The sequence below is a fragment of the uncultured Campylobacter sp. genome, assembly GCF_937981295.1.
GTDB lineage: Bacteria > Campylobacterota > Campylobacteria > Campylobacterales > Campylobacteraceae > Campylobacter_B.
This window is the reverse complement of record NZ_CALJPC010000059.1, coordinates 84,625-96,854: the sequence shown is the minus strand read 5'-3', so window position 1 is coordinate 96,854 and position 12,230 is coordinate 84,625. Positions and strand designations below refer to the sequence as shown.

Sequence of the window (12,230 nt, the reverse complement as noted above, 5' to 3'; positions counted from 1 at the left end):
TGGAATTTTAAAATTTAATCGAAATTTAGCGTGCCGTCTTGCGGCTTTTCTTCAGAGCTTTCACTATCTTTTTCCGGCTTTTGTAAATCTTGCTCTTGCGTAGAGACGCCTTCTTGCTCCACACCATCGGATTCGCAAATCTTTTGAACATCCTCGAAAGTTATGAACTCATAGACGAAAATTTGCTTTGAAATTTGATTTAGCTTATCCTGCATCGTGCGGATTATCTCGCTTACCTCGTCGTAGCAATCTTGCAAAATTTTATTCACGCTCTGCGCGCTAGGGGTAAAACTATCGCCCATCGCGAGCTCAAAAACCATCTTTTGCGCCAGCGCGATAGCCTGCTTTACGTCGCTAGCGGAATTTGAAAAAGCGTCGTTTTTATGAATCTGTAGCGCCGCCATACCGCTTAAAAGCACTTTGATTTGATTTAAAATTTGCGTTTTGGATTCGATCTCGAAATCCTCGTTTAAAAATTTATCGTTTAAAAGCTCGATCTTTTCGAAATCAAACGAATACCAATACGCGCTAAGCGCCTTTGCGCCCTGATAGAACGCCTGGATCTCCTTTTCGTATTCGGTTAGAATTCTACTTTTTTGCACGCCGTAAAAGACCCTCATCCGCACGTTTTCAAAATCGCTAAGCTCGATCGTATCGCTGCCGCGCTTAAGAGCGTTGATCGCGGCTTCATTTACCAGCGTCGCTACTCCCGCGCCGCTAAAGCCCACACAGAGGCGACTTACTTTGTTGATATTCGCGCTGCATCTTTTGCCCTCGAGGTAAATTTTTAAAATTTCGATGCGGTCTTTGTAGTTCGGAAGCCCGATAAAAACGCGCCTATCAAAGCGCCCCGAGCGCAGCAGCGCATCGTCGATCAAATTTATTTTATTGGTCGCGCCGATTACCATCACGCCGCTATTTTCCTCAAATCCATCCATCTCGGTCAGCAGCTGATTTAGCGTCGCTTCCCGCTCGTCGTTGCGCCCTATACCGCGCTTTCCGCCGACCGCGTCGATCTCGTCGATAAAAATAATCGCGGGTGCGCAGGATTTGGCTTTCGCAAACAGCTCGCGAACCCGCCTAGCGCCGACGCCCACAAAGACCTCGGCGAAGCTTGCGCCGCTTTGGTAAAAAAACGGCACGTCCGCCTCACCGGCTACCGCTTTTGCGATAAGGGTCTTGCCGACGCCGGGCTCGCCGATCATTAAAATTCCTTTTGGCAATTTGATGCCGAAATTTCGATATTTTGCGGGATTTTTTAAAAAATCCACGATCTCTATGAGTTCGTCCTTGACCTCGCTGATGCCCGCGACATCGCTAAATCTCACGTCGCTAACGCTCGGCGAAAGATCGCCGAGCTCTGCGTTTGCGCCGCCTTGACGCGCAGCGCCTACGCCGTCCAGCCTACGGCGCCGCGCCAAAACGGTTTCAAAATAATACACGAATAGAAAAAATGCGAACGTAAAAATTACCAAGATCGCGCTGATACCGCCGCTTTCGTTATCCTCTTCCTTCGTAATCAAAGCGTGGTTGGAGAGCTCTTTTAAATTAACGATATCGGTTAAAATTTTATAGCGTTTGCCGTCGTAGGTAAAATTTAAATTGCCGTCCTCGATATGCGCGCGTTTGATCTGATCTTTTCGCACCAGCTCGCTAAATTCGCGCTCGGTGATGTATCGCGAATCGTCTTTAAAATAAACGATCGAGAGCAAAACGATAAGCAGCACTAAAAAAATCAGAATTATATTTAGCTTGCTTTTTTTGATTTTATGCAAAATTTCCATCAAATTTAACCTCATAATCTCTTATCTCCATCCATTTTTTCGACAAATCCTCATCGCTTTTGATCCAAATTTTATCATAAAATTGATCATATCCTTCATAAAACTCTCCATTTTTCCGCTCGATCAGCACATTTAGCGGCACCTTGTGCGAAAGACGAAATTTATAATTATTCAGCGCCGTTATGTTCTGCAGCATCTTCAGCCGCGCCTTCGCCGTTTTGCCGTCTATGCGACCTTTTAGCGATGCCGAAGCGGTGCCTTGCCGCGGCGAAAAGATAAAGGCGTGCAGATGCGTGAGCGGAAATTTTTTGAAATTTTCTACCGCTTCGAGCCAAATCTCTTCGCTCTCGCCCGGGTGCGCGACGATAAAGTCCGTCCCCAGCGCAAATCCGCGCTCCGCAAGCTCGCAAAAAAGCTCCAAATCCCTTAGCGCGGAATTTCGGCGGCGCATTATGCTAAGCATCTTTTGCGAAGTGTGCTGAAGCGCGATGTGCAGATGCCGCTCCAGCCAGGGCTCGGATAAAATTTCGCGAAAGCTCTCATCGATCTGCGAGGGCTCGATACTGCCTAGGCGGATACGGCGAATTCCGCGGATCGAGCCCAGCTTTTGAAGCAGCGCGCCCAGGCTCGTGCCCGCAACTTTGCCGTAGCTGCCGATATTGGTGCCGGTTAGCACGATCTCGCTAAAGCCGTTTGCGGCAAGGCTCGCCGCCTCTTTTAAGATCGCGTCTTCAGAGCTGCTGCGCGAGCGGCCGCGCACCGAGGGGATTATGCAGTAGCTGCAGTTAAAATCGCACCCCTCCTGAATTTTAATAAAGGCCTTGGTGTGATCCTCGTAGTCGCTTACCAGGTTTTTTTCGACACTACTTAGATCGCCGATATCGTAAAATTTCGATTCCGAGCCCAAAAACTCGTCGATCTTTTCCTTTTGCGACATCCCGAATACACCAAAGACCGCGCCGTTTTTATACAGCTCTTCGCCGCGCGAGACCGCACCGCAGCCGGTTAGCAATATCTTTTTGCCGAGGCGGCTCATCTTATTTACGTAGTTTCGTACGTCTGCGTCAGCGCCGTTCGTAACGGTGCAGGAGTTTATCACGACGACGTCCGCGCTCTGCTCGTCGTGCGTGATCTCGCCCGATTTTAGATTGCTTTTGATAAGCTGCGTGTCGTAGATATTTGTGCGGCATCCAAACGTTTTAAAATAAATTTTCAAATTTCGCTCCCAGATCCGCTTCCTGTGGAAAAGCCCGCGCCCTGCGCCGCTGCGTTTAAATTTTGTGAGCCTTGTTGCTCGGAGCCGAGATCTTGCGCCGCAAAATTTCCGGCCGCAGCCGCATAATTTTTGCCGTTAAAAAGCGTGTAGGCAGGATAGGCGATCTTGATATCGGGCTCACTTCTTAGGGCGTCTAAAATTTCAGCCGAGATGTTGCTGCGAAGCCCGAGCGTCGCGTAAGAGTTCGTCATATACCAAACCGAAATTTCAATGCCGTATGGCTCAAAAAAGCTGAAAATTCTAGGCTCGACGTTTGGATTTTTGATACTGTATTGCGAACGAAGCTTGCCCATCTGCTTTTTGGCGATGTCGGTATAGCCCTTAGAATACTTCCGCACGATGTTTTTTATGAGATACATCGCCTTTTTATGGTTGCTATCAAATGTTAAAAGTATGCTAATGCCGTCCCAGACGGTCTTAAGTCCGCTGTGGGTGTAGTTTGAGATAAGATCGGTAAAAATATAATTATTCGGTATGAAAATTACCCTGCCTGCGCGTTTATTTTCTCTCCACGTAGTCATAGTAACGTCCTCGAAAATCGTCATCCTAAGCACCGAAATATCGATGATATCGCCTACGTAGGTCTCGCCGTTTTTATGTACTCTGATGCGATCGCCCACGCGAAAGCTGCCGCCAAGCACGATCGTAAGCCAGCCTAAGGAGCTCATAAACATATCTTTCATTGCAATCGCAAGACCTGCCGAGGCAAAGCCCAGAACCGTCACGAAATGCGTCATATTCTCGATGTAAGAAAAGAGCAGTATCAGCGCAATCAGCGTGAAATTTAAAACATTGATAGCTTTATTTACGATGTAGAAATTCTCGTCGTTTTTGATATATTTTTTCGCCACCACTTTGCAGAAAAAGGACAGCGCGATGACGATTAAAATCCACACAGCGATGTTTCCCGCGCGCTTGATTTGAGCTTTTATATCGGCGGTCTGCACGGCGATTTGGGAGTTGATCTTTTTTTCGTAAACGTCGTACGTGGTCTGCGCGATCTCGTACGCGGAGCTAAACTCGCTAAGCTCGTAATCTAAGCTTTTAAGCTCCGCCGCGGCGCTTGCGTCCGTATCGATCTGCATCAAACGCTCATATAGCGCCCTTTTTGCTTCAAGTTTATCGATTAAAGCTTTAATATTTTCGATGGCGTTTTTCCGCTCCATCTTTTGAGCTTGCAAATTTCTAATCGTAGAAAAACCGGAAATTATCGAAAAAGGATTTGTAATGCGCGCGGGCTCGGGAGTTTCAGGCATCGCGATGATATCTAAAAACGGAGATTTTTCATACTCTTTTAGCAGTATGAGCTGCTCTTTTACGGCGCGAAGTCTTTTTTGAATCTCCGCGATCTTATCGGTGCCGGCGCTCTTTTTTAGCTCCGCTTCGAGCTGGCTGGATTGCTTTTGTAAATTTTGATAGCCGATGAAATTTGAAAAGCGCGAGATCCAGATATTATTTTTGATATCATCGTCAATAACACGGATCTGATCTTTTAGCGACGCGGATAGCTTGGAATTTTCATCTTTCTTCTCACTAGCGGCGGAGCTAGCGTTAGATTCTAAGCGCGTATGCGCGGCGGAGAGCGTAGAATTTACCTCGCAAAATGCAAGATTAAAAATCAAAAAAATAGCCGCAAGCGCTCTCATTCAAACTCTTTCAGCGCTGCGATTACTTCATCTTTTGCGATCTCTTTGGAAGCGTAGAATTTACCGATGCCCTCGGGCAGGATAAATTTTATCTTGCCGTTTTCGCTTTTTTTATCGAGAAAAAACAGCTCGTAAAATTCCGCTGCATCCTCTACGTGGAATTTTATCGGAAGCGCGAATTTTTGAAGCACTTTACGGATCTGCTCCTCCTGTTCGCCGCTTAGTTTACCGAGGCGACGCGCTAGCGCATTTGCCATCACCATACCGATCGCCACAGCCTCGCCGTGCAAAAATTTTTTATAATTAGTAATTTTTTCGATAGCGTGAGCAAAGGTGTGTCCGTAGTTTAACACTGCACGCACGCCGCTTTCGCGCTCGTCTCGCTCTACAACGTTTGCTTTAATCTCCACGCAACGAGCGATTACGTGTGAAATTTCATCGGCGCTTTTTAGATCGTGCGTCTCGAAAAATTTAAATAGTTCGACATCAAAGCATACAGCCATCTTTACAGCCTCCGCAACACCCGCCGCAAATTCTCGCGCAGGAAGCGTCGATAAAAATTTGCTCTCGCAATAAACCGCTCGCGGTTGATAAAAGGAGCCGATTAAATTTTTACCGAAACGATTATTTACGCCAGTCTTACCGCCGACGCTTGCGTCCACTTGCGCTAGCAAGGTCGTCGGAAAATTGATAAAATCGATGCCACGCTCATAAATGCTCGCGCAAAAGCCCGTTATATCGCTAATGACACCACCGCCAAGGGCGATGAGCGTGCTTTTGCGATCAAGCTTGGAACTAAAAAGCTGCTCTAAAATTTGCTCCACGCTCGCGGTATTTTTATACTCCTCGCCGTCTGGGATCGTGATGATAAATTTTTGCTCGCAATCTAGCCGCTGCAGTAAGAAATCAAGCCACAGCCCCCCTACTTTGGGATTTGTCACAATAGCGACCTTACCGCTAAGTTTTAAACTATGCAATTCGTCGATAAAAACGCTGTATTTTTTGTCTAAATTAAGATCGATTTTCATACGCTAGCCTTTGATTTTTGGGTAATTGTAACATAAATTTCGATTACTTTTCATACCCGTAATCGCTCGGAACGAAAATTTGATGATTTTTGCCGAGTTTAAAATACATCTGATCCAAATCCTGATTAAAAATCGACGTGAGCTTGCGCGCCAAAATTCTATCATTAAATGGCACGAACTGCAGCAGATCTCGCTCGCTACCTAGCGCTAAAATCGGATTTTGCCGCTCGCAAGGAATCACGAATAAACTTTGCTTAAAAAGCTTCGATAAGCTCACGTAGCTTTGCGCAAACTCGCCCCTTTCGCTCTCGCCGAAAAGATACAAATACACGTCTAGCCCTAGCTGCGAGCTAATGTCAAAGACGATGCTTGATTCCTCGCGCAGCCGCTCACCGGCACTTAGTACGACACTTTTACGCACATCTTTTAGCTCGCCCTCTCCAAGGCTTAGCACCGGAATTTCAAGCGCTTTAAGCGCCGCTTTTTTCGCCTCAAAAACTCCGCTTGAGCAAACTACCAAGCCTGCTTTATTTTCGCTCACGTCGCGCTTTAAATTTAATTCGCCCGAGTAATCGATGAGAATTTCAAATTTATCCCGCTCACACAGCGCTTTAAGCTCGCTAAAAGCGTCGTTTAGCAGAGGATTTAAAATTCGCAGATAAATTTTATGATTTCTAATATGCAAATCCAAAAACTCAAGCGCCCTAACCGTCCTAGCTATCTCGTCGCCGCTCATTTTTTTCATATCGATTAGTGCGAAAATATTTAGCCCAAACGGCGATGGAAATTGCCCGCTTTGCTTTTTTACTTCAGCAAACACCGCTCGCAGCGCACTAGGCTCGCCCACAACCAAGATCGTATCATTCGGATATATCCGCGAGCCGGGTGTCGTTACGATGTAATTGTTGTGACGATAGATCATCGGAATTTGATATTTGGTATTAGAAAGCGTACTGATTTTTTTATACGCAAACGAGCTTCCTACGGGCACTTTTACCTCCATTATCTCTCCGCGTCCAAGCCCGATGTTATCAGCAAAAACGGGGCTATCAGGCAAAAAGCCGATGAAGCGCGAGGAATTTAGCGCAAGGGTATTTACGATTTTTACATGAGCCTCGTTTTTATTCTCGCGCAAAAGCCCCCAAAAATCAGCCACGTAAAGCTCTAAATCGGGAGCGAGCGTCTTTAAATTTTCAAGCGTTACTTTAGTATCAAATTCATCATCCATTATCACTATGCAGCGGTCAAATTCCTCTTCTGCTAGCACCACGCGCAGCCGCTCAATGCTAGTAGGATCAAAAATCTCGACCGAAAAATTTGACTCGTTTTCAAGCTCTGAGGGCACGGCATCCGTATTTTTAGCTATGACGCGATATGATCTGATGACATCTTTGATTTTACAAACTTTGGATAAAAAATGGCGTGCAAACTTTCCGCTTGCGATGATTAAAACTTGTTTCATTGCTCTCCGTTTCGTGGTTTTGTAAAGATTATAACCAAAAACGGCTAAATTTTAAACCGCGTGCGGATAAATTTTGCGGTCAAGCCGGGGCGCGGCGACTTAAAAATTTAAAGATCTAAATTTTAAAATCAAAGTTTGAAATTCCAAAAGCGAGGCTTAAATTTTAAAATATATTAAAACCAAGCCTCGTTAAATTTGATCTCTCGATTAGAGCGATAAAATTTCATAAATTTTAAAGCGGCGCTATAACCATTCGCGCCGCCGAAGTAGAAATTTTAAACCCGCTAGATTTTAAAATTTCACCTCCGCAGAGAGCATAAAGCTTCTGCTCTCGCCTAGCGTTACGCCGTTTGCCGAGCCTAGCACGCTAGTTACGTTAAGTCCGCCCGCACCGTCGGCACTCGCAGGATACATTCCCGCCCAGTATTTTTTGTTAAATACGTTATTTACATTGAAGCGCAGAGTGGTCTTATCGCCCAAAAGATGCTCGCTCGTATATCTGATACCAAGATCGGTAACGAAAAAGCTAGGCGTGTGCTGAGTGTTTAGATCGTCCAGATACATCTTGCCGGTGTAGTGAAAATTTGTGCTGATCGCAAGCTTATCGGTGCCTGGGATCACGTAATCAAGCATTAAATTTGCATTTAGTTTAGGGATGCCGTTTGCGACCTTGCGGTTAGCGCCCGCGATGCTTACGTTATGCATCTTAGGATCGATGTAGGTAAAGCCGCCCAGCACGCTTAAATTTTGCGTAATTCGTCCGCCGCTCATAAACTCAAATCCGCGGTTGCGCTGCTCTCCGTTTATGCCGTAGATTCCGGTAGAGCTGTTTAGATACGCGATAGGTCTGCGGATATCAAAATACGCCACGCTAAAATCGATCATATCGGCTACGCGGATCTTAGCGCCGATCTCGTGCTGCTTGGAGCGATACGGCGACGTAGAGGCGACCTCGCCCACATATGGGCTGCTCGCCGGATAAACATAGGTAGAGCCCTGCTGTAAGCTATCTGCGTAAGTGTAGTAGATGCTAGCGTCCTCTATCGGATGAAAGATCAAGCTGCCCGCCCAGCTATAGCCCAAATCGCTATAGGCTTTGACAAGTCTTTGCTCGTTTTTATTGTAGGATTCCTGCCTCATCCACGCCTTAGATGCGCTTAACATCACGTCAAATTTATCGTTTATCGTAATATCGTCTAGCACCGAGACGTTATACATATCTATGACTGCGAAATGATATAACCCGCTTCCGCGCCTAGCGCCGGTGTAATTTAGAATTTTAGGATCGTAGATATTGCCGATGGTAGGCGAGGTGTAGTTGGTGCTTGCGATCTTATATCTATCCTGCGTCCAGTGATAGCCATTGGTCTGCACGCTGAAATCATGCTCGATATCGCCCGTGTTAAACTGCGTATTGGCCTTGAGATAGCCGCTTGGCAGGTCATATCTATATGCTGCCGTAGCACCGCCACTGTGTTGAGTATAATAATCACCCGGCTTCGTATATTGCGGATGCGTGCTAGGCAAGATGTAGTTTACGACGCCGTGAGTATCACGATCGGCACGCTGAAACTGAAAGCCGCCCTCGAAATATAGCCTATCCGTCGGTGAGTATTTAAATTTCGCGCTTGCGGTAGTGGTTTTTAGATGCATTCCTCCAAAGCTCTGCCCAAGACCGCGTTTTGAGGAATCCACCGCCTTTGGAAGCTCCATGCCGTCTACGATCTTGCCGTCTCGCACGCCCAGAGCAAACTGCCCTGCAAAGCCCTTAGTATTGTGCTCGTAATAGCTCGCTGCGGTTTCAAACGTTAGATCGCCCGTCGGATAAAATTCCATCGTGACGCTGGCTAAGCGGCGCTGTAAATTTGAACCCTTTGGCTGTCTGTCGCCGTTTGATCCGTAAAATACCGCGCGGTAGCCGAATTTTTCAAATTTATCGGATAGATCAAGACCAAGACCTAGGTTGCTTCGCGACATATAATCGCTCCAAATTATGTATTGATCTTTTACCGGGCGCTTGCGCGTGTAGCTGAAAATGCCAACCGGGTTTTGTGCGCCGTAGAGCGAGCCTGCGACGCCGTTTTGCACCTGAAAGCTCTCAAACATCGCCATCGGAATCGCCGTCGTCGAAATCGTATAAAAGCCGTCCCAGAAGCTGTTGCCTACGACGCTACCCTCAAAGCCGCGTGTCTGCGGGCGTCCGACCGTAGCGCCGCCGCGCATCTGAATCTGCGCGGAGGGGAAGTATTTGACCGCCTCCTCGTAGCCGGTGACGCCTTGGTGATTTATGATCTCCTTACTGATCGTGTTGATCTGATAGGGAAGATCAAGTGCGCGCTTGCCCGCAAGCAGGCCTTGTTGCACATTTTTGCTCAAAAAGCCCTCGTCGATACCGCTCTCGCTGATATTATCGCCGACGGAATTTACCTCGATTACGCCCATATTCTGCGACTTTTCAGGCGCAGAATTACCGCCACTTTGCGCTGCAGCCAAACTGCTGCATAGTAGGCACATACATGCCGCTAATGAAATTTTAAATTTCATCGTTTTCCTTCGTTCCATTATTTTCCTTTCGTTATGGATGTATTTAATATTATTTTTCGGCATATTAGAAAAATTTTCCTAAATTTAGACTAAATTCGAGATATAAATTTATATATTTTCAGTCGTATTTTTTAGCTTTAAATTTCATAGACGATATACCGCGATACAAAAGAAAAATTGCGCAAATTTATATGAAATTCTAAATTTTTAATGTAAAATCGCCCGTATGAAAAAACTAATACCGGCGCTTAAGCAAGCGCAAAACCGACTCAAAAATTTCTTCCGCCTCTACGATACCGAGCTCATGCACCATGCATCAAGCCTTAGCTTTCACACGATTTTGGCGCTACTGCCGGTGCTGATGGTTTCGCTTAGCGTTTTTATGCAGCTGCCAAGCTTTAAAGGCTACTACGACAAGATTATGGGCTTTATCTTTTCAAACTTCCTGCCCGCAAATCAAGCGAGCATGGCACACTATATCGAAGAATTTATGGCTAACGGACTAAGCCTTGGCGTAACGGGCTTTTGCGCAGTGTTAGTTACGTCGGTGCTGTTTTTCGGAGATTTTGAAGCGATAATTGCGCGCATTTCGCATTCACCCGAGCGAAGCTTTTTTAAGAGCCTAAGCACCTACTGGACGCTGATGACGCTCGCTCCCGTGGGGCTTGGAGCATCGTTTTATATCAGCGGCGAGCTTCAGGAGCTACTAAATAAAACCGAGCTTACAAGCTGGATAAATTTGCTTAAAATTCTACCCTACTTAATCGTTTGGGGGATCTTTGCGATTACTTATGCTACGGCGATCAACCGCGAGATCCGCGCAAAAGCGGTGCTTGCCTCATCGCTCGTAGCATCGATTTTATGGTGGCTTTCAAGACTGGTTTTTGCGCAATACGTCTTTTATAACAAAACCTATCTTAGCATCTACGGCTCGTTTTCGGTCGCGCTATTTTTCTTTCTGTGGATCTACATAAGCTGGATTTTCTACCTATACGGCGTGAAATTCTGCGTATTTTTGGACGCTAAATTTAAAAGAGATGGCGAGCGACAAAGCGCTTGAATTTCTGTGTAAGGCTGCGTTTTTCTATGCTTTTTGGATTAAAGCGCGTTTTCTGCATGGGCTAGAAATTTAAATCGAAATTTTAAAATTCTATCGAAAACGAGCGGGAAGTTTGTCTTTGAATAATCGGCATATGCATAGAAATATAATTTTAAAAATTTATGAGGTACGGCAAGGCTAAAATTTTAATCCCTCGCAAAGCGCTGTTAAGGTAAAATCATGCGCGATTTTAAAGAAGGAAAATATTATGAAAGACCGCGACAAAGAGCCGATAATCATAGAAAACGACTACTTTTTTAGGCTTACTATATCAAATAAAATAACGGGCGTGCTTATATTCTTGTTTTTTGTCTTGCTAAATTTGACGCCGGAACTGGATCCGCATAAAGAGATGATGAGAAGGGCGTCATTAACGCTAGGGATTTTCGGAATTTTATTTAGTATTTTTTGGGAGATAAAAATAGCCTATCAAGAATTTTACAATAAGTTTTTTACAAAATTTTATGATGATAAAATTTCATTCGACCATATAGACGAACATATGAAATTTAAAACCGAAATTTTACAAAAAGACGATCTCGTATCGGTAACTTGGGCGTTGATACCATACAATGAAGAAGGGGCTGGCTTATGGATGAAAGATATCAAAAATAAAAGTGACAAAATAATAGCGTATTTGACAAGCCCATTATACTTTTTAATCACCATGTTGCGCCATTTCATTTTCTTGGCGCTCAATGGATTTAAATTTAAAAAGTATATATTGTATAGGTTTAAATCGGGCATTATTGCAGTGCCGAATAATAAATTGTTGAGCGACAAAGACGTTAAATTTGAGCTCTCGTCTTTGTTCGGTCTGTATACGAGTGATTAAATTTAAATTATAGAATTTCTCAAGGAGGGCTAGATGGCGTTTGTAGCAGAATATATTTCAAAAGAGGACTTGAAGCAATATGATATTTTAAGCAATATGAACGAGCTACTGATGAAACACAATTACACATACCCAATCCAGGATAATGATACCGATTGGATGAATTGGGTTATCGATAGGCAAAGAGATGCTTGGCTTATTCATGTATGTTTGGCATCTATGCCGGATCCGCGAGATGGCTACACGGGTGAAGATATTTGGTTGCTTCATTATAAAGATAAAAATATCGAGCTTGATATAAGGCGAATTTATGACGAAACCACAAGTAAAATGCTAGTCGATAACCCCTTTTTTATAAAATATAAGCTGGAAGGCATCAATTCTAGTCTTGATGGAATTTCGTTAGATGAGCTTTATAAAATTTTAAAAGAAGCTCTAACGGAATATGGTAATCGCGGTATTAGAGGTAGAGAGAATTTACCAAAAGAGCATGAAGTTGTAACTTTTCTGCACGATTAAAATTTAAAGAACCTATGAGCTGCACCAAAATACCTCT

General features: G+C 44.8%; 9 protein-coding genes. 3 read left to right on the top strand and 6 right to left on the bottom strand.

Annotated features, from left to right (window positions below; genetic code table 11):
* Positions 1-14: 14 nt before the first annotated feature.
* The 6 genes from Q0135_RS04780 to Q0135_RS04755 all read right to left on the bottom strand — a co-directional run bounded on the left by Q0135_RS04780 (position 15) and on the right by Q0135_RS04755 (position 9,740).
* The gene (locus Q0135_RS04780; protein WP_297988713.1) at positions 15-1,799 is read right to left on the bottom strand and encodes an AAA family ATPase; all 1,785 of its coding nucleotides are present in this window, start codon (positions 1,797-1,799) and stop codon (positions 15-17) included.
* Complete coding sequence (mtaB, locus tag Q0135_RS04775) at positions 1,768-3,000, bottom strand: tRNA (N(6)-L-threonylcarbamoyladenosine(37)-C(2))-methylthiotransferase MtaB (protein WP_297988712.1); 1,233 nt, start codon at positions 2,998-3,000, stop codon at positions 1,768-1,770. Before mtaB ends, Q0135_RS04780 begins: the two co-directional genes overlap by 32 nt.
* A complete protein-coding gene (locus tag Q0135_RS04770) occupies positions 2,997-4,706 on the bottom strand; it encodes a mechanosensitive ion channel family protein (protein ID WP_297988711.1) in 1,710 nt (569 codons plus the stop codon). Before Q0135_RS04770 ends, mtaB begins: the two co-directional genes overlap by 4 nt.
* Complete coding sequence (gene aroB / locus Q0135_RS04765) at positions 4,703-5,734, bottom strand: 3-dehydroquinate synthase (protein WP_297988710.1); 1,032 nt, start codon at positions 5,732-5,734, stop codon at positions 4,703-4,705. The genes Q0135_RS04770 and aroB overlap by 4 nt, the downstream gene beginning before the upstream one ends.
* Positions 5,735-5,777: 43 nt before the next feature.
* Positions 5,778-7,196: a TrkA C-terminal domain-containing protein gene (locus Q0135_RS04760; RefSeq protein WP_297988708.1), complete on the bottom strand. Its 1,419-nt coding sequence runs from the start codon at positions 7,194-7,196 to the stop codon at positions 5,778-5,780.
* A gap of 291 nt (positions 7,197-7,487) precedes the next feature.
* Entirely contained in the window at positions 7,488-9,740 is a 2,253-nt protein-coding gene (locus Q0135_RS04755; protein ID WP_297988741.1) for a TonB-dependent siderophore receptor, read from the bottom strand.
* 226 nt (positions 9,741-9,966) lie between these two features.
* Here Q0135_RS04755 and Q0135_RS04750 point away from each other — a divergent pair, with 226 nt between their 5' ends.
* From Q0135_RS04750 to Q0135_RS04740, 3 genes are all read left to right on the top strand, one after another.
* A complete protein-coding gene (locus Q0135_RS04750) occupies positions 9,967-10,800 on the top strand; it encodes a YihY family inner membrane protein (protein ID WP_297988705.1) in 834 nt (277 codons plus the stop codon).
* Positions 10,801-11,047: 247 nt separating this feature from the next.
* A complete protein-coding gene (locus Q0135_RS04745) occupies positions 11,048-11,674 on the top strand; it encodes a hypothetical protein (RefSeq protein ID WP_297988702.1) in 627 nt (208 codons plus the stop codon).
* Positions 11,675-11,707: 33 nt separating this feature from the next.
* Positions 11,708-12,193 (top strand): hypothetical protein, encoded by a 486-nt coding sequence (locus Q0135_RS04740; RefSeq protein ID WP_297962402.1) that lies wholly within the window; start codon positions 11,708-11,710, stop codon positions 12,191-12,193.
* Positions 12,194-12,230: the final 37 nt, after the last annotated feature.

Coding starts and splice junctions, on each gene's coding strand:
- Q0135_RS04755 (WP_297988741.1), bottom strand. CDS start 9,740: ATGAAATTTAAAATTTCATTAGCGGCATGTATGTGCCTACTATGCAGC.
- Q0135_RS04760 (WP_297988708.1), bottom strand. CDS start 7,196: ATGAAACAAGTTTTAATCATCGCAAGCGGAAAGTTTGCACGCCATTTT.
- Q0135_RS04750 (WP_297988705.1), top strand. CDS start 9,967: ATGAAAAAACTAATACCGGCGCTTAAGCAAGCGCAAAACCGACTCAAA.
- Q0135_RS04770 (WP_297988711.1), bottom strand. CDS start 4,706: ATGAGAGCGCTTGCGGCTATTTTTTTGATTTTTAATCTTGCATTTTGC.
- Q0135_RS04740 (WP_297962402.1), top strand. CDS start 11,708: ATGGCGTTTGTAGCAGAATATATTTCAAAAGAGGACTTGAAGCAATAT.
- aroB (WP_297988710.1), bottom strand. CDS start 5,734: ATGAAAATCGATCTTAATTTAGACAAAAAATACAGCGTTTTTATCGAC.
- Q0135_RS04780 (WP_297988713.1), bottom strand. CDS start 1,799: ATGAGGTTAAATTTGATGGAAATTTTGCATAAAATCAAAAAAAGCAAG.
- Q0135_RS04745 (WP_297988702.1), top strand. CDS start 11,048: ATGAAAGACCGCGACAAAGAGCCGATAATCATAGAAAACGACTACTTT.